Annotated in this window: 12 protein-coding genes; 4 read left to right on the top strand and 8 right to left on the bottom strand. The window is 71.6% G+C overall.

Annotated elements, in window-relative coordinates:
• Positions 1 to 343: 343 nt before the first annotated feature.
• From AB0E67_RS23850 to AB0E67_RS23830, 5 genes are all read right to left on the bottom strand, one after another.
• Positions 344 to 892 carry a bacterial proteasome activator family protein gene (locus AB0E67_RS23850; RefSeq protein WP_073790677.1) on the bottom strand — a complete coding sequence of 183 codons (549 nt, stop codon included), beginning with the start codon at positions 890 to 892 and terminating at the stop codon, positions 344 to 346.
• A gap of 119 nt (positions 893 to 1,011) precedes the next feature.
• Positions 1,012 to 3,861 carry an FtsX-like permease family protein gene (locus AB0E67_RS23845; RefSeq protein WP_362030253.1) on the bottom strand — a complete coding sequence of 950 codons (2,850 nt, stop codon included), beginning with the start codon at positions 3,859 to 3,861 and terminating at the stop codon, positions 1,012 to 1,014.
• Positions 3,858 to 4,649 (bottom strand): ABC transporter ATP-binding protein, encoded by a 792-nt coding sequence (locus tag AB0E67_RS23840; protein WP_362030250.1) that lies wholly within the window; start codon positions 4,647 to 4,649, stop codon positions 3,858 to 3,860. The genes AB0E67_RS23845 and AB0E67_RS23840 overlap by 4 nt, the downstream gene beginning before the upstream one ends.
• 264 nt (positions 4,650 to 4,913) lie before the next feature.
• On the bottom strand, positions 4,914 to 5,552 hold the full coding sequence (locus tag AB0E67_RS23835; protein ID WP_362030247.1) for a PadR family transcriptional regulator: 639 nt from the start codon (positions 5,550 to 5,552) through the stop codon (positions 4,914 to 4,916).
• A 1,395-nt stretch (positions 5,553 to 6,947) separates the two neighbouring features.
• Positions 6,948 to 8,618 (bottom strand): protein kinase, encoded by a 1,671-nt coding sequence (locus tag AB0E67_RS23830; protein ID WP_362030244.1) that lies wholly within the window; start codon positions 8,616 to 8,618, stop codon positions 6,948 to 6,950.
• A gap of 304 nt (positions 8,619 to 8,922) precedes the next feature.
• On the opposite strand from AB0E67_RS23830, the gene AB0E67_RS23825 reads away from it, so the two are divergent.
• Positions 8,923 to 10,566 carry a protein kinase gene (locus AB0E67_RS23825; RefSeq protein WP_362030243.1) on the top strand — a complete coding sequence of 548 codons (1,644 nt, stop codon included), beginning with the start codon at positions 8,923 to 8,925 and terminating at the stop codon, positions 10,564 to 10,566.
• 203 nt (positions 10,567 to 10,769) lie between these two features.
• Here AB0E67_RS23825 and AB0E67_RS23820 read toward each other — a convergent pair whose 3' ends face one another.
• From AB0E67_RS23820 to AB0E67_RS23810, 3 genes are all read right to left on the bottom strand, one after another.
• Positions 10,770 to 11,762, bottom strand: a complete 993-nt coding sequence (locus AB0E67_RS23820; protein ID WP_362030269.1) for a phosphotransferase — start codon at positions 11,760 to 11,762, stop codon at positions 10,770 to 10,772.
• A 391-nt stretch (positions 11,763 to 12,153) separates the two neighbouring features.
• Complete coding sequence (locus tag AB0E67_RS23815) at positions 12,154 to 12,606, bottom strand: pyridoxamine 5'-phosphate oxidase family protein (protein ID WP_362030240.1); 453 nt, start codon at positions 12,604 to 12,606, stop codon at positions 12,154 to 12,156.
• A gap of 214 nt (positions 12,607 to 12,820) precedes the next feature.
• On the bottom strand, positions 12,821 to 13,480 hold the full coding sequence (locus AB0E67_RS23810; protein WP_073790663.1) for a response regulator transcription factor: 660 nt from the start codon (positions 13,478 to 13,480) through the stop codon (positions 12,821 to 12,823).
• A 341-nt stretch (positions 13,481 to 13,821) separates the two neighbouring features.
• On the opposite strand from AB0E67_RS23810, the gene pdhA reads away from it, so the two are divergent.
• The 3 genes from pdhA to AB0E67_RS23795 are packed head-to-tail and all read left to right on the top strand — an operon-like array spanning position 13,822 to position 17,547.
• Positions 13,822 to 15,060 (top strand): pyruvate dehydrogenase (acetyl-transferring) E1 component subunit alpha, encoded by a 1,239-nt coding sequence (pdhA, locus tag AB0E67_RS23805; protein WP_362030237.1) that lies wholly within the window; start codon positions 13,822 to 13,824, stop codon positions 15,058 to 15,060.
• 2 nt (positions 15,061 to 15,062) lie between these two features.
• On the top strand, positions 15,063 to 16,043 hold the full coding sequence (locus AB0E67_RS23800; RefSeq protein ID WP_362030234.1) for an alpha-ketoacid dehydrogenase subunit beta: 981 nt from the start codon (positions 15,063 to 15,065) through the stop codon (positions 16,041 to 16,043).
• Positions 16,044 to 16,062: 19 nt separating this feature from the next.
• Entirely contained in the window at positions 16,063 to 17,547 is a 1,485-nt protein-coding gene (locus AB0E67_RS23795; RefSeq protein ID WP_362030231.1) for a dihydrolipoamide acetyltransferase family protein, read from the top strand.
• Positions 17,548 to 17,593: the final 46 nt, after the last annotated feature.

Below are 17,593 nucleotides of genomic sequence, written 5' to 3'. Positions count from 1 at the left end.
CGGGGCGCACCCACAGACGGGCGGGCGGCCGCCGCGCGCGCCCCACGCGACCAAGCCCGGCGGCACACCCCGCCCGCGCCAAAGAGGGGAGACCACCAAAAACACCCCCACCCCCCCCCCCTCCCCAACCCCCCCGACCTCCCCACCGCGGGGCCGGCCTGGGCGCCCCCCGGCCCCCACGGTCGTCGACCGTGTGCGCCGGGCCTCCTGCTCGGTGTGATCGATGTCATGTCCGGGTGTGAGCGAAGCGAGCGGTGCGGACCGGACGGTCGGCGTACGGGCCGCCGACCACCGGTCACGACTGCGGTCTCACAGGTCGGAGAAACGGGCCAGAGGCAGGACCTTAGAGGTACGGGCCGGTCCGGATGGCTCCGCTCTGATCGCCGCTGCCGTCCTGCTCCTCGTGCCCGGCGCCCGACGGAAGGGCGCGGCGCATCTGCTCCAGCTGGGCACGCGCCGCCATCTGCTGGGCGAACAGCGCGGTCTGGATGCCGTGGAACAGGCCCTCCAGCCAGCCCACCAATTGGGCCTGGGCGATCCGGAGTTCCGCCTCGGAGGGCACCGAGTCCTCGGTGAACGGCAGGGAGAGCCGCTCCAGCTCCTCCACCAGCTCCGGCGCGAGACCGTCCTCCAGCTCCTTCACGGACCCGGCATGGATCTCCTTGAGCCTGACCCGGCTCGCCTCGTCGAGAGGAGCCGCCCTGACCTCTTCCAGGAGCTGCTTGATCATGCTGCCGATGCGCATGACCTTCGCGGGCTGTTCGACCATCTCCGTCACCGGGACCTCACGCGAGTCGTCGTCAGTGCCACCGCCGCCGATCGCCATGCCGTCCTGCCCCACCACGAGGACTTGGGGGTGCTCCTGCGACCGTTCATTCCTCGGCATCTCCATGGCGTCATTGTCTCCCACACCCGCCCTACGACACGGTGGTGCCCCCGCAAACGGTTGATCCACCGTCTGCGAGGGCACCGGAACGGCTGCTCAGGCCCCGGAACGGGCCGCTCGTGCCGTCAGCCGACCCGCCGGGCCAGGGTCTGACGCGACCGGGTGATCGCCGCCGCGAGCGCCCCGGCGAGCAGCGGAACGCCCACGACCAGCACGGCGAGCGTGTTCCAGGGCAGCACGATCGGGGTGTACGCCGACTCCATCGGATCGGCCCGCATCGCCGCCAGCGCCTCGCGCAGGTCGACGAGGCGCAGCGCCACCGCGGGCACCAGACCCGTGATCGTGCCCAGGACCACGCCCGTGAGCGCCACCACCAGGCACTGGAAGCCGGTCAGCGTCCGCCGCACGCCCGGGGGCGCGCCGACCGCGCTCAGCGTGGTCAGGTCCGCCTCCGCGTCCGCCTTCGCGAGGCCGGTCGTGATCGCGGCCGCGCCCAGCGTCACCACTCCGGCGAACAGCGTCAGGACCAGCAGGAGCGTGTTCTCGTCCTGGCCGGGGCCGGAATCGACCTGGAGCCAGAAGCCGCCGCCGGCCTGTTCGAGCGCTCCGTCGACGCGCTGCTGCTCGGCGTTCGACGGCGGCTGCGAGACGGCGTACACGCTGCCGGCCGGCTGGGTGTGCAGACCGAGCCGGTCCGCGGTCTTCTGCGGGAGGATCAGGCGGACGCCGGGGGTCGCCGCGTACTTCGCGGGAGCGACGTACACCTTCAGCCGGTCGGTGGCGGTCCGTGCCTTGCCCGGGTGCTGCTTCCGGTTCTCCTTGTCGCGGTCGTTGTACTTGTGGACCGCGGTGAGGGTGATCTCACCGTCCTTGGCGTACGCCGGGTTGAGCAGCACCGGTGTGCCCGCGGCCAGGGCATCGGCGGCTGCGGGGTCGTCGAGCTTCACATACGTGCTGAGCATGTTCGCGTCGGCCACGAGAATCTGTTCCTCGCCGGTGGGGAACGCGTGCGAGAGCGTGTGCTCGCCCAGGCAGGCCGGAGTGTTCATCTGCTCCTTGTGCTCGTCCGCGGAGAGCCGTGCGGCGAGTTCCTGGGCCCCCTTGCCCTTCAGCGGGCAGGTGTGGCCCTCGCCGGTGGGCTTGACCAGCTGCAGGGTGCCGCAGCCGTTCTCCTCCTCGTAGTAGACGTCGCAGTCGCTGCCCGCCCAGACCCGCTTGAAGTCGGCGTGCCCGCCGCTGACGGTCATGTTCCGCTCGACGGCGGCGCGGGCCAGCGGCAGCCGTTCGGCCGACCCGTCACCGTTCGACATGACGGCGATGGTCCCCTGGGTGAGCGAGGGGGCGTACTCGTACTCGTACTCGGCGACCTTGCTGGACATGTAGGTGGCGATCGCCACCGAACCGGCCACGGCCGCCATCACCGCGGCGACCGCCGGGGCGGTGCGGCCGCGGTTGCGGGCCGCGTCGCGCAGCGCCATGCGGGGCGAGAGCGGCAGCCTGCGGCCGAGCCGCCCGAGGAGGCCGACCACCACCGGGATGCAGCCGAGCATTCCCAGTTCGGCGACGACCGAGCCGCCGGCGACCAGGGTCTCGTTCCCGCTGGTGGCGCCGTACACGGCGGCGGCGCAGCCGAGCGCCAGCACGCAGGCGCCCACGACGGGCAGCACCCGGGAGGAGCGCCGGACGCCGCGACGGCCGGTGAGCGACTCCAGAATGGACTGCCGGCTCGCCACGACGGCCGGGGCGAACGCCGCCAGAAGGCCGGTGACCAGGCCGATCGCGGCGATGAGGAGCAGCTCCGCCGGCGGCATGACGAGGGAGCCGAAGCGGTGTCCGGCCCAGTTCTCGAGCATGGGCCGGAACGCCGCGGTGAGCCCGACGCCGAGCACCACACCGGTCACGGCGCCGACACCGCCGAGTACCAGACCGCCGCCGAGCACCACGGCCCGGACGTGCTGCCGGTCCCCGCCGCAGGTGCCCAGCAGGCCGAGCTGGCGGCGGGAGCGGCGCGCGCCGACCGCGAACGCGGGCCCGGCGAGCAGCACGATCTCCAGGACCGCCATGGAGACCACGGTGAGGAGGGCGGGACTCCAGTCACTGGAGCTGCCCCAGTTAGGGCGCTCCATCTTCTTGAGCAGCGGGACCTCGGAGTCCGGCGGCGGGTCGAGGGCGACCTGGCGGGAGGTGACGAGGACGCCCGACTTGTTGGCCTCCATGACGTCGGGCCAGGTCACCCCCACCCCGTCGGGGCCCTTGACCAGCCATTCCTTCGGAGTGGTGTTCGGCGGCAGCACCTTCTTGTCGTGGTCGGCCTTCGCCTTCCACGGGGCGATGACCGCTCCCGGGTCCGCGAACAGGGCCCTGCTCTTCAGATCGTTCGGCTGCTCGATCACACCGGTGATCGTGAACTTCGCGCCGAAGTTGCGCACGGTGGTCGTCGAGCCGACCCTCAGGCCGGTCTTCTCGAGGAACAGCTCGGTGGCGGCCATCTCCCCCGCGCCGTGCGGGTAGGAGCCGCGCACGAGGTCGGTCTTGCCGCGCGCCAGTCCGTCCGAGGTGCGGAACTCGTAGATGTCCGTGTTGGCGATGCCGTACTCGGTGGTGACGCTCGCCGGTACGGACTGGATGCTGATCGCGCGTGAGCCCTTGGGGAACGTGGTCGTGACGTCGACCGGAGGCGGGGGCTCGGCGGACGCCGGGGCGTCCGGGGCGGCCTGCTGGAACATCTCCCCGTCGGGCATCTGCTCCAGCGGGCCCATCTGCTGGTCGGCGAAGAGGGCGTCCGCCGACCCCATCTGGCTGGTCAGTTTCTCGGCGGTGGTCTGCGTCATGCTGCGGAACGTCACGTCGAGGGCCGTGACGCCCAGCACCGGCACCGCGATCATCGCGACCACCAGCGCGCTGCGGCCCTTGGCGCGCATCGCGTCGCGGCCGGCTATTCGGAGGGCGGCGCGCCAGCCCGTGAACACGCTCACTTGGTGCCCTCGCCGGTCAGCAGCGCGTCGGCGCCGACGGTGAGCGCCTGGTCGACGATCGAGCCGTCCCGCAGGAAGACGACCCGGTCCGCCCACGCCGCGAACCGCGGTTCGTGTGTCACCATCACGCCCGCGGCCCCCTGGTCGCAGCGGCTGCGCAGCAGCGCCAGCACGCTCTCGCCGGTCTCGGAGTCCAGGGCGCCGGTCGGTTCGTCGGCGAGTACGAGGCGCCGGTCGCCCACCAGGGCGCGAGCGATCGCCACACGCTGCTGCTGACCGCCGGACATCTCGTCGGGGAAACGGTCGGCGACCTGGAGGAGGTTCATCTCCTCCAGCGCCGCGCGTGCCTCCTTGCGGGCCTTGCGCACGGAGACCCCGTCGAGCTCGCGCGGCAGGGCGATGTTCTCGGCCGCGGTGAGCGCCGGGATCAGGTTGTAGTCCTGGAAGACGTAGCCGACGCTGCGGCGGCGCAGGGCGGCGATCCCCTTGGGGCCGAGACCGGATATGTCCTGCCCTTCGATGATCACCTGGCCGCTGGTCGCGGTGTCGAGCCCGCCGGCGATGGTCAGCAGGGTGGACTTGCCGGAACCCGACGGGCCCATCACCGCGACGAGTTCACCCGCGTACACGGACAGGTCGATGCCGCGCAGGGCGTGCACCTCGGCGACGCCGCTGCCGTGGGTACGGGTGAGGGTCCGCAGTTCGAGCACCGGTGTGCCGCCCGGTGCCGGGGAGCCCGGTGGGACGGCGGCCGTGGAGCCGGGGCGGGACGGGGTGTGTGAGGACATGGTGGGTGGTTCCCCCTGTGACGGTTCTGTGGTGCGGCGCCGGACGTCGAGGTCCGGACACCGAGGTGATCCGTTCGCCGGTGAGGGCGTGTGCGGGCGCCGGTGGCGGGCTGCGGCGGGTGGCCTTCAGCGGCCTTCTCGTGGCCTCCGCGGTCCCGGCGCTCCCCGGCCGGTCCCGGCGGTGCCGCGGCGATCCCGGTGGTACCGGTTCGCCCCGGCGGTGCCGGGCGGCTAGGCGGTGTACGCGGGCGCTGCGTGCCGCGGTCAGGTCCGGCCGCGCGGGCGGCCGAGGCGGGCAGGCGTACGAGCCGGGGCGCGAGCCGGGCCACGGCTCGGGGCACGCGGCTCCGGCTCCGGCTCGGTGGCGGCGGCCTCGGCGAGGCGGACCAGCCGTGACTCGCAGTGGTCCAGCCAGCGTGCCTCGGCCTCCGCCTGGAAGATCAGCTGTTCGAGCACGAGCAGCCAGGCGACCTCGTCGCGGTTGGCCGGGACGTCGGCGAGGGCCTGCGCCTTGAGGCGGGTGTAGTCCTGCATCGCCTTGACGGTGTGGTGGCGCTGGGACTGGATGACGGCCCGGATGTCCACGCCCGGCGCTCCGACCGCCATGGCGAGCTTGATGGCCAGCTCATCACGCGGCGGACTGCTGCGGTCGACGGGCGTCTCGAACCAGTTCCGCAGCTCGGTACGGCCGTCGCCGGTGATCGCGTAGAGGGCGTGCCCCTGATCGTCCTCGTCGTTCTGGACGACCAGGCCGTCGCGCTCCAGCCGACTCAGCGTCGTGTACACCTGGCCGACGTTGAGCGGCCAGGTGGAGCCGGTGCGCGACTCGAATTCGGTACGGAGCTGGGAACCGTATCTGGGGCCCCGCTCCAACAGGGCCAAGAGCCCATGACGGATCGACATACTGAGTATGTATACCGAGTATGTTCACTGGTGCAAGTCGTCTTCGGGGGCGAGGCCGCTGGTGGTGAGGGGTGGAGGAGGGGCGGGAGCGGGAGGGGCGGTGGTCGGGGCAGGTGGTGGGCCAGGGGCGGAGGTGACCGGTTTCACGCGTGGAGGTGACCGGATTCACGTGGCGGGGAAGGTCAACCGGGGTGCCGGAAGCGGAGGGCCAGGAAGCCCAGACCCAGTCCTATCAGCGCGATTCCCGCCCCCATGGACACCTGTCGGACCTGCCGTGTGGAGGGCCCGTCGAGGGCCTGTGAGGCGCTCCGGCCGGGCCCGGGGGAAGCGCTAGGTGCCTGTACTCCGGTGGGCATCATCGGTGCCGGATCGACGGCCGCGGGGTGCGCGTCGGGCTCGGTGAGGTCGTCGAGTGATTCGTCCGCCTGTGCGAAATCCTCTGCGGGGTCCGGTGCGAGTTCCTTCGAGAGCCCCTGTGGCGAGAGTGATCGGCCGGGCCGGGGTCGCCCTTCTCCGGCCTCGTGTCCGGCGAGCGGGGGCTGTGTTTCCGGAGGCGTCGACTCTCCGTCGGTGGAGGGGCTGGAGATGGAGGCGGGTGTGGGGGAGCCCGAAGCGTCCGGGGAAGACGGGGAAGCCGGAGAGGCCGGGGGCGCGGCGGGGTCCGGGGGTGTCGTGCGGGCCGCGGGGGCGTGCGCGGAAGCGGCGGCGTGCGCGGACCCGGACGGGATGGGCGCGGCGGGGAAGGAGGAGAGGGATATGGGCGGGGCCGGGTGCGACAGGGACGGTCCGGGCGCCGGAGGTGTGGGGGCGAACGGGCTGTGGCCAGGGGGTGTGTCCGCGGGGAGGGCGAACGGTTCGGCCGAAGCGGTGAGGCCTCTGGTCGACGGTTCGGCGCCGGGGGCGGGTGAGGGGCGGGCGAGGGGCATGGCCATCGTGACCGCCGCAGTCGTCACCGGGGCGTCGGCCGTACTCGACATGTCGCCGCTCGGGCGTCGGCCGACGTGCGCCTCACCGGCCGCGGCCCCCAGTGCCGCGCCCGCCGAGAGTATGAGGCAGGCCACGCACCTCGTGGATCGCGAAGGCAGAAGTCCTTGAGCCATGAGGTCAGAGTCACATGCCGCAATATGTCCGGCATCTCGGACGTATTGGGTGCCTTGGGTGTGTGGAGTGAGGCCTCTCCCCGCGAGGGCCGCATCAGGTTATGCCGTCACACAAGCTCCACGCGCGGTCACGCGGAGGCAAGCCCGACCCGGCCCGCACCACCACCGGCCCGCACCCGCCCGTCGTCCGGCAGCCGTACCGGCGTGCGTCCGCAACCGGGACAGCCGGACCCGCCACGGGGACAGCCGAACCCTCCACCGGGACAGCCGGACCGCCACCGGGGGCCGGATCCGCTCAGGCCGGGTCGCCCGTCGCGACGCGCAGCTCGAACTTGGCGCCCACCTTGTCCACGGCGGTGCCGGCCGAGGGGAACTGGTCGATGATCTGGTCCTCGGCGTACGTGTTCCCCGGCACCTCGACCTTCTTGACGACCCAGCCGGCCGCGTCCGCGCACGCCTTGGCGGACAGGAAGTCCTTGTAGAGGAAGTTCGGCGCGTCGACCTTCGCCGGGTCGTCGGTGCTCTCCAGGGCGTCCGTGCACTTCTCGGTCTTCATCGTCCGGTTCCGCTCCGGCGGCTTGTGCTCGCCCGTCGCGGCCGGGGTCTCGTCGGCCTTGGTATCCCGGCCCGTGTCCGAGCCCTGCAGCGAGAGGTACGTGATCAGCCCGCCTATCGCGACCAGCGCGACCACGATCGCGCCGACGACCATCGGCATGCTCCGCTTTGCACCGCCACCGCCGCCGCCCGGGGTGGTCTGCGGTCCGACCGTGTACGGCGGCGGGCTCTGCTGCATCGACGGCGCCGTCGGCGCCGATGACATCGCCGCCTGGTTCTGGTAGGCCGGAGCCGACTGCGGATAGCCGTACGAGGGGCCGGTCGCGGGGGCCGGGGTCGCCGGACCGTACGGACCCGGCTGGGTGCCCTGCTGGTACGGGCCCGGCTGGTAGGGCGTCTGGACGTTCTGCGGCGCCGGGGTGGCCTGGTCGACCGGCGGGAAGACCGTCGAGCCGACGCCCGAGCCGCTGTTCACCGGGCCGCCCGCGACGATCACCGGGGCGCCCGTCTGACCGCCCGCGCTCAGCACGCGCGCGATCTCGTCCTGCATCGCCGCGGCGCTCGGGAAGCGCTCGTTGGGGTTCTTCTTCAGCGCGCGGGCGACGAGCGCGTCCATCGCCGGGGTGACCGCGCGGTTGACGGTGGAGGGCGCGACCGGCTCCTCCTGGACGTGTGCGTACGCGATGGCGAGCGGCGAGTCCGCGTCGAACGGGAGACGGCCGGTCAGCAGCTGGAACAGCATGATGCCGACCGAGTACAGGTCGGAGCGCGCGTCGACCCCGCGGCCCAGGGCCTGTTCGGGGGAGAGGTACTGAGGGGTGCCGACGACCATGCCGGTCTGGGTCATCGACGTGACGCCCGACTGCATGGCGCGGGCGATGCCGAAGTCCATGACCTTCACGACGCCGCGCTTGGTCATCATCACGTTGCCCGGCTTGATGTCGCGGTGGACCAGCCCCATCTCGTGGCTGGTGTCCAGCGCGGCCAGCACGTCGGACGTCACCTTGAGCGCCTTGTCGGCGGGCATCGCCCCGTACTTCTGGATGTCCGACTGGAGCACGGAGCCGAGCGGCTGCCCCTCCACGTACTCCATGACGATGTACGGCATCAGCGCGCCGCCGAGCTCGTCCTCGCCGGTGTCGAAGACCGAGACGATGTTGGTGTGCTGCAGTTTGGCAACGGCCTGCGCCTCGCGGCGGAACCGCTCGCGGAAGGACTGCTCGCGGCCCAGCTCCGTGTGGAGCGTCTTGATCGCGACCTGGCGGTCCAGCGCGGTGTCGTACGCCAGGTACACGGAGGCCATGCCGCCCTCGCCGAGCAGGTCGCGAAGCTGGTACCGGCCACCGGCGACCGAGCCGCCCGCATAGCGGCCCTGCGCGCTCTGCGCGCCGTGTGCGCCGTCCTGGCTCATGACTTGCTTCCCCCTCGGCGCGCGACTCACGCGGTGATCCCTATTACGCGCCAAGTCTGCCCCAGGGGTCCGACACGTCAAGCCGGGTGCCCGTTCCGTGACCCTCCGCACAAGAAGCGTCCCGGAAGTGTTACAGGAACCGCATGGAATCCGCGCGGGCTCCCCATAGGTCCCCGAGGGGCGGTTCGCCGGGCTGTGCCTCGCGGGAACGGTGTGTCCGCCAGAGGCTGTAGCGTGACGTGGCAATGCAGCTAGACACCGTGAGAACCCGCGGACGCGCGGACAGATACGACGGCGAGGACTGATGGCACCCGATTCCGAAGCAAACGGCGGCGGAGTCTCGGATGGCACCGACTCCTGGGGCATCGGCGGCGTCGTCGGTGACGGGCGCTACCGGATGACCCACCGCCTCGGCCGCGGCGGCATGGCGGAGGTCTTCGCGGCCGAGGACGTCAGGCTGGGACGTACGGTCGCGGTGAAGCTCCTGCGTTCCGATCTGGCCGAGGACCCGGTCTCCAAGGCCCGGTTCACGCGCGAGGCGCAGTCGGTGGCAGGTCTCAACCACCACGCGATCGTCGCCGTGTACGACTCCGGCGAGGACGTCGTGGGCGGCCAGACCGTCCCCTACATCGTGATGGAGCTCGTCGAGGGCCGCACCATCCGTGATCTGCTGCTCAACGCCGAGGCCCCGCCGCCCGAGCAGGCGCTGATCATCGTCTCGGGCGTGCTGGAGGCGCTCGCCTACTCGCACCAGCACGGCATCGTGCACCGTGACATCAAGCCCGCCAACGTGATCATCACGAACTCGGGCGCGGTCAAGGTGATGGACTTCGGCATCGCCCGTGCGCTGCACGGCGCGCAGTCGACGATGACGCAGACCGGCATGGTCATGGGCACGCCCCAGTACCTCTCTCCGGAGCAGGCACTGGGCAAGGCCGTCGACCACCGCTCCGACCTCTACGCGACCGGCTGCCTGCTGTACGAACTCCTCGCGCTGCGGCCCCCGTTCACGGGCGAGACCCCGCTGTCCGTCGTGTACCAGCACGTGCAGGACATGCCGGTCGCGCCGTCGCAGGTGCTGGAATCGGTCCCGCCGGAGCTGGACGGGCTGGTCATGCGCTCGCTGGCGAAGGACCCGGACGACCGGTTCCAGAGCGCCGAGGAGATGCGCGGACTCATCCAGTACAGCCTGCAGATGCTCCAGTCGCAGGGCGGGCACACGGGTACCTGGAACACCGGCCAGGCCACGATGTTCGAAGGCGGGCACACCCCGCCCATGGGCGTCACCGGCGGCACGATGGCGATGAACCACCCTCGCCACGGCGACACCTCGCAGGGGCCGATCCTGCCGCCGATGAACCCGGACGACGGCGGCTACGAGGGTGGGCACCAGGGCACCGGCGGGCGCGGCAAGATGTGGCTGTTCGTCGTGTTCGCACTGATCGCCATCGGCGCCGGCGTCGCCCTCGCGGTCAAGGCCGCGAACGACAACGCCGACCAGCGCGAGAAGCCGCCGGCTCCGACCTCCAGCTCGACGTCCTCGCCGGAGAGTTCGCCGACGCCGAAGGACGAGGAGACCGAGCAGAACCAGCAGCCGGAGAACTCCAGCGGCGACCAGCAGGGAACGTGGCCCCGTCACACCTACACCCCGCCGACCCGGCAGGACAAGCCGGACGAGCCGTCCTCCGGCCAGTCGACGACCCCGGCCACGGGCGGTACGGGGGACGGCGGCACGGGGACGTCCGAGGGCAACACCGGTACGACGGAGGGCACTACCGGTACGACGGAGGGAAGCACCGGCACGACCGACGGCAGTACCGGTACCACCGATGGCAGTACCGGTACGACGGACGGAAGCACCGGCACGACCGACGGCAGCAGCACTGGCAACGGGACGACCGGAACCGCCTCCGGTCCCCTGGGGACCTCGACGGGCACCGGTCAGTGACCGACGGCGCCGCGTGATCGTCGTGGACGCGTGACTGCCGAAAAGGACCGCCCCGGGCCGATGGTTTTCCGGCCCGGGGCGGTCCTGCGTGATGAGGTTTCCGGGATCGGCCCCGCTTGAGGCGGTCGGCGGTGGCTCCGGAACCACCACCCCGCTCCGAAGTCGCCGCCCCCGAGTGGACGCCGGGCCCCACCCCGCGAACGTCAGCCCATGAACGCCTCGCACACCGCCTCGTACTCGCGCGTCCACCAGACCACCAGGGCCGACACCGCCGGGAACTGCGGGTCGGCCCTCCGGTCGTGCAGGCAATACCGCCAGCGCAGCATCCAGAAGTCGTTGAGCCGCTCCCACCACACCCGGTGCACCGCCGCGGCCAGCTCGGCCGTCCCCGCCCCGGCCGCCCGCCGGTAGGCCCCCGCGTACGCCCGTACCTTCGTCAACTCCAGTTCCCCGCCGGGCCGCACGAAGAAGATCGCCGCCGCCCGCACCGCCTCCTCCGCGCGCGGCTGGATCCCCAGCCGGTCCCAGTCGAGGATCGCGACCGGGTCCGTGCCCCGGTAGAGGACGTTCAGCGGGTGGAAGTCGCCGTGCACCCAGCCGGTGGCCGGGACGTCGGGGGCGGGAGGCCGTCGGTCGGCGTGCCGTTCCAGCAGGGCGCGCCGTTCCAGCAGGCGGTGTTCGGCCAGTTCGTCGAAGCAGTCGCGGTGCCGCCGACCGCGCGCCGCGGCCAGCAGCTCGTCGATCAGCGTGAAGGTGTCGACGGGGTCCGGGCTCGGGTGCCCGCCGGACCGCCCGGCCGGCTCAGGGAGCGTGCCCATGACCCGTTCCAGTCCGATGTGTACGGCCCCGAGCAGGGCGCCGAGTCGCCGTGACTCGGCGCGGGTCAGCTGGTCGCCGGTCCGGTGCAGTCCGTCGATCCAGGGGTGCAGGGCGTAGCACCGGCCGCCGATCTCCGTGACCGTGTCCCCCTCGACGTCCTCGACGGGCGGGGCGACCGGCAGCCCGAGCGACTGGAGGCGCTGGGTGGCGCGGTGCTGGCGCACGATCGTGGCGCGGTCGCCGGTGGAGGCGTCGAGGTGGTGCTTGAGGAAGTAGGAGCCGCGCGTGGTGGAGACGCGGTAGCCGTGGTTGAGCAGGCCCTGTGTGACGGGCTTGCAGGTGAGCGGCGCACCGACGTCCGGGTAGCGGCGCAGCACCTCTTCGACCGGCGGCACGGGCGGGCGCGGCCCGGTGGGGCGGCTCGCGTCCCGGCGTCCCGTCCCGTCCCAGCGGCCCGTCCCGTCCCAGCGGCCCGTCCCGTCCCAGCGGCCCGTCCCGTCCCGGTGATCCGTCCCGTCCCGGCGGTCCGTTCCGTTCGGATGGTCCGTTCCGTTCGGGCGGCTCGATGCGCTCGGGCGGTTCGCCGTCGGGCGAGGTACGGCCGGACGGGGGACGGCCGGACGGGGCACGACCGCCCGGGAAACGGCCGACGGAGCGGCGGGAAGAACCGGCGGTGCGGAAGGGAGGACCGACGGGGCGGCGGTAAGGACCGACGGACCCGGAGAAAGGGGTGAAAGGGGTACAGATGAGCGCAGCACCCGCCAGATGTTAGATCACGCTGTGTTGCGGATCGGATGACTTGCGTGAAAGTCCGGAGTGTGCGTGGAAGCCGAGCGTGTGTACGGTGACGAAGTGCGGGGCGACCGCGAGGTAGGCCGGGGCGAAGGGCTCCCCGTTGACCACGGAGGGTGTGTCACCGAAGCGTTCCCGCTGCCCGGGGGTCGGGTGCACGATCTGCGCGGGGCCGGTGAACTGCACGGACCACAGCTCGCCGTCGTTCCCCGAGGGCGCGGTGTTGTAGTTGTCCGCCCCGTACGCCACCACCGTGCCGTCGCACGCGTCGTGATAGCCGAGGCCCTCGTGCATCCGCAGGACGACCCGGCCGTCGGCCACGATGTGACGGGCCACGGCCAGTATCGGAAGGGCCCGCATGCTCGTCGCCAGTCGGCCGTACGCGACGCGGCCGAGCAGTTCGAGCGCGTGGAGATCCTCAGAGGGCATGTCCTCCACTCTCCCGGCACCCCGCGGCGGCGGGAAGAGGCCCCTGCCCCGGTTGCCCCGGGACCAAAGTCCCGAAGATCACCAAGAGGGCATCGATGGATCACCGGGGATCGCCCGGGATCATCAAGAGTTCAACGAGAGGTCACCGATACGCCACTGGGGGATCACCGGCGCCCGGTAGGCGCGGCGCGAGGAGCGGGCGGAGGCCGGGCCGCTAGCGCTTCTCCGCCTGGAGCCTGGCCACGTACGCGGCGGCCTGCGAGCGCCGTTCCATGCCCAGCTTGGAGAGCAGGCTGGAGACGTAGTTCTTGATGGTCTTCTCCGCAAGGTGCAGCCGCTCGCCGATCGCGCGGTTCGTCATTCCCTCCCCGATCAGGTCGAGGATCTTGCGCTCCTGCTCGGTGAGCGAGGCCAGCCGCTCGTCACCCCCGCCCTTCTTCCCCTCGCGCAGCCGCTCCAGCACCTGGGCGGTCGCGACCGGGTCCAGCAGCGACTTGCCGGCCGCCACGTCCCGGACCGCGTTCAGCAGTTCGGTGCCGCGGATCGCCTTCAGCACGTACCCGGACGCACCCGCCATGATCGCGTCGAAGAGCGCCTCGTCGTCGGCGTACGAGGTCAGCATCAGGCACTTGATGCCGTCGTCCTGGGAGCGGATCTCCCGGCAGACCTCCACCCCGCTCCCGTCCGGCAGCCGGACATCGAGCACGGCCACGTCGGGCCGGGTCGCCGGGATGCGGACGAGCGCGTCCGCCGCCGTGCCGGCCTCGCCGACCACCTCGATGTCGTCCTCGACCGACAGCAATTCGTGGACCCCGCGCCGGACCACTTCGTGGTCGTCCAGCAGAAAAACAGTGATTTTTCCTTGTTCGCGCACAAAACGAAGTCTCACATACTCGCCTCTTCCCTGCCGCCGAACGGCGGGATAACGTGCCGGTGTTCCGGCAGCCCACAAGGCTGTTACCAGTGCTGTGACCAGCGAGAGTTCCCGACTTTTTCGATTTACTTGGAAATCCAAGCAAAATCGCAGGTCAGGAAGGGTTTCGCAGTTATGCGGCGTACTGGGTAACGTGCTTTTGACAGGGCGCTCGCCGGGGCACCTGTCACGCCTGTCTCCCGAACCGAGCGGCACCCACCCCGTGCACGGGTACGGGCGCAGGCGAGCCGCACTGGCTTCCCGGCAGACCCCGGGGGCCGGACCGACGGAGGAGCACGCACGTGACCGTGGAGAGCACTGCCGCGCGCACACCGCGACGCAGCAGCAAGCGGACCAGCGCCGTGAAGACGACCGCGAACAAGCCCACCAAGGCGCCCGCCAAAGCGACCGCCAAGGCGACCGCGAAGAAGCCGGTCAAGGCGACCGCCAGGACCCCGCGGAATTCCGAGGCCGAGCTCGTACAACTGCTGACGCCCGAGGGCGAGCGTGTGGAGCACCCGGACTACCAGGTGGACCTGACCGCCGAGGAACTGCGCGGCCTGTACCGCGACATGGTCCTCACCCGCCGCTTCGACGCCGAGGCCACCGCCCTCCAGCGCCAGGGCGAACTGGGCCTGTGGGCCTCGCTGCTCGGCCAGGAGGCCGCCCAGATCGGCTCCGGACGGGCCCTGAACGACGACGACTACGTCTTCCCGACCTACCGCGAGCACGGCGTCGCCTGGTGCCGGGGCGTGGACCCGACCAACCTCCTCGGCATGTTCCGCGGCGTGAACCACGGCGGCTGGGACCCCAACAGCAACAACTTCCACCTGTACACGATCGTCATCGGCTCGCAGACCCTGCACGCCACCGGCTACGCCATGGGCGTGGCCAAGGACGGCGCGGACTCGGCCGTGATCGCGTACTTCGGCGACGGCGCCTCCAGCCAGGGGGACGTCGCCGAGTCCTTCACGTTCTCCGCGGTCTACAACGCCCCGGTCGTCTTCTTCTGCCAGAACAACCAGTGGGCGATCTCCGAGCCGACCGAGAAGCAGACCCGCGTCCCGCTCTACCAGCGCGCGCAGGGCTTCGGCTTCCCCGGGGTCCGGGTCGACGGCAACGACGTGCTCGCCTGTCTGGCCGTCACCAGGGCGGCGCTGGAGCGGGCCCGCCGGGGCGAGGGCCCCATGCTCATCGAGGCGTTCACCTACCGCATGGGCGCGCACACCACCTCCGACGACCCGACGAAGTACCGGGCGGACGAGGAGCGTGCCGCGTGGGAGGCCAAGGACCCGATCCTGCGGCTGCGCAGGTACCTGGAGGCGGAGGGCGCCGCCGACGAGGCGTTCTTCACCGAGCTGGAGGCCGAGAGCGAGGCCCTCGGCAAGCGCGTGCGCGAGGCGGTGCGGGCGATGCCCGATCCGGACCCGATGGCCATGTTCGACCACGTCTACGCCGACGGGAATCCCCTCGTCGACGAGGAGCGCGCACAGTTCGCCGCGTACCAGGCATCGTTCGCGGACGCCGAGGAGGGCAAGTAGCCATGGCCGTGGAAAAGATGTCGATCGCGAAGGCGCTCAACGAGTCGCTGCGCAAGGCCCTCGAAACCGACCCCAAGGTCCTCATCATGGGCGAGGACGTCGGCAAGCTGGGCGGCGTCTTCCGGATCACCGACGGGCTCCAGAAGGACTTCGGCGAGGACCGGGTGATCGACACCCCGCTCGCCGAGTCCGGCATCGTCGGTACCGCGATCGGTCTGGCCCTGCGCGGCTACCGGCCGATCGTCGAGATCCAGTTCGACGGCTTCGTCTTCCCCGCGTACGACCAGATCGTCACGCAGCTCGCCAAGATGCACGCCCGCGCGCTCGGCAAGGTCAAGATGCCGGTCGTCGTGCGGATCCCGTACGGCGGCGGCATCGGCGCGGTCGAGCACCACAGCGAGTCCCCCGAGGCGCTGTTCGCGCACGTGGCGGGCCTGAAGGTGGTCTCGCCGTCGAACGCGAGCGACGCGTACTGGATGATGCAGCAGGCGGTCCAGAGCGACGACCCGGTCATCTTCTTCGAGCCGAAGCGCCGCTACTGGGACAAGGGCGAGGTTGCCACCGACGCCATTCCCGGCCCGCTGCACAGCGCCGCCGTGGCACGCACCGGCTCCGACCTCACGCTCGTCGCGTACGGGCCGATGGTGAAGGTCTGCCTGGCGGCGGCCGAGGCGGCGCAGGAGGAGGGCCGGTCGATCGAGGTCCTGGACCTGCGCTCGATGTCCCCGATCGACTTCGACGCCATCCAGACGTCGGTCGAGAAGACCGGCCGGCTCGTGGTCGTCCACGAGGCGCCGGTGTTCTACGGCTCCGGGGCCGAGATCGCCGCCCGCATCACGGAGCGCTGCTTCTACCACCTGGAGGCACCGGTGCTGAGGGTCGGCGGCTACCACGCCCCGTACCCGCCGGCGCGGCTGGAGGACGAATACCTGCCGGGTCTCGACCGTGTGCTCGACGCCGTCGACCGCTCGCTGGCGTACTGAGAACTGGGGCGTGACAACGATGACGACCGACACTTCCAATGCCGCTCGCGTCCGCGAGTTCAAGATGCCCGACGTGGGCGAGGGCCTGACCGAGGCCGAGATCCTCAAGTGGTACGTCCAGCCCGGTGACACCGTCACCGACGGCCAGGTCGTGTGCGAGGTCGAGACGGCGAAGGCGGCCGTGGAGCTGCCGATCCCGTTCGACGGGGTGGTGCACGAGCTGCGCTTCCCCGAGGGCACGACCGTCGATGTCGGCGAGGTGATCATCGCGGTGGACGTGGCGCCGGGCGGTGAGGCGCCGGCCGCCGCCCCCGTCCCGGAGCCCGCTGCGGCTCAGGAGCCCGCGGCGGCCCCGACGGCACCGGCCCCCGCGTCCGGCTCGGGCCGTAAGCCGGTCCTGGTGGGGTACGGCGTCGCCGAGACGTCCACCAAGCGGCGCGCCCGCAAGGGCGACGCGGCGGCGGCCCGTACGGCTGCCGCGACCGTGGCGGCCGCGGTGCAGGGCGAGCTGAACGGCCACGGGCCCGGCTCCGTGGCCACGGCGGTCCGGGAGAACCGGCCGCTGGCCAAACCGCCGGTGCGCAAGCTGGCGAAGGACCTGGGCATCGACCTGGCGACGGTCGTGCCGACCGGCGCGGGCGGAATCATCACCCGCGAGGATGTGCACGCCGCAGCGGCGCCCGCACCGGCCCAGGCGCCTGCACAGCCGCCGGTCGCCGCGGCGGCGCCGTCCGCGCCCGTGTCCGCCCCGGCCCCGGCTTCCGTACCCGACGAGGAGACGGCCATCACCGTCGTCGCGGGTGCCCGGGAGACCCGGATCCCGGTCAAGGGCGTACGGAAGGCCATCGCGCAGGCGATGGTCGGCAGCGCCTTCACCGCGCCGCACGTCACGGAGTTCGTGACCGTCGACGTGACGCGGACGATGAAGCTCGTCGCGGAGCTCAAGGAGGACAAGGACCTCGCCGGGGTCCGGGTCAACCCGCTCCTGATCATCGCCAAGGCGTTCCTGGTCGCGATCCGCCGCAACCCGGACATCAACGCCGCCTGGGACGAGGCGAACCAGGAGATCGTGCGCAAGCACTACGTCAACCTGGGCATCGCCGCCGCCACCCCGCGCGGTCTGATCGTGCCGAACATCAAGGACGCGCACGACAAGACCCTGCCCGAACTCGCCGGGGCGCTGAGCGAGTTGGTGTCCACGGCGCGCGAGGGCAAGACGTCCCCCGCCGCCATGGCGGGTGGCACGGTCACGATCACCAACGTCGGCGTCTTCGGCGTCGACACGGGCACGCCGATCCTCAACCCCGGCGAGTCCGCGATTCTCGCGGTCGGTGCGATCAAGCTCCAACCGTGGGTCCACAAGGGTAAGGTGAAGCCGCGTCAGGTCACCACGCTGGCGCTGTCGTTCGACCACCGCCTGGTCGACGGCGAGCTCGGTTCCAAGGTCCTGGCGGACGTCGCCGCGATCCTGGAGCAGCCGAAGCGCCTGATCACCTGGGCGTAGGGGTCTCGGCGGTACGCGTGCCTTCGGCAGCACGGGTGCCTTCAGC

Source organism: Streptomyces sp. NPDC032161 (assembly GCF_040636995.1).
Classification (GTDB): Bacteria; Actinomycetota; Actinomycetes; order Streptomycetales; family Streptomycetaceae; genus Streptomyces.
The sequence above is the reverse complement of the archived record's forward strand: the minus strand, read 5'-3'. Positions and strand labels throughout refer to the sequence as shown.

Bases quoted from the DNA above. Each gene is read 5' to 3' on its own strand.
- AB0E67_RS23830 (WP_362030244.1), bottom strand. From the start codon at position 8,618: ATGAGCCAGGACGGCGCACACGGCGCGCAGAGCGCGCAGGGCCGCTAT.
- AB0E67_RS23800 (WP_362030234.1), top strand. From the start codon at position 15,063: ATGGCCGTGGAAAAGATGTCGATCGCGAAGGCGCTCAACGAGTCGCTG.
- AB0E67_RS23840 (WP_362030250.1), bottom strand. From the start codon at position 4,649: ATGTCCTCACACACCCCGTCCCGCCCCGGCTCCACGGCCGCCGTCCCA.
- AB0E67_RS23850 (WP_073790677.1), bottom strand. From the start codon at position 892: ATGGAGATGCCGAGGAATGAACGGTCGCAGGAGCACCCCCAAGTCCTC.
- AB0E67_RS23815 (WP_362030240.1), bottom strand. From the start codon at position 12,606: ATGCCCTCTGAGGATCTCCACGCGCTCGAACTGCTCGGCCGCGTCGCG.
- AB0E67_RS23795 (WP_362030231.1), top strand. From the start codon at position 16,063: ATGACGACCGACACTTCCAATGCCGCTCGCGTCCGCGAGTTCAAGATG.
- AB0E67_RS23835 (WP_362030247.1), bottom strand. From the start codon at position 5,552: ATGTCGATCCGTCATGGGCTCTTGGCCCTGTTGGAGCGGGGCCCCAGA.
- AB0E67_RS23825 (WP_362030243.1), top strand. From the start codon at position 8,923: ATGGCACCCGATTCCGAAGCAAACGGCGGCGGAGTCTCGGATGGCACC.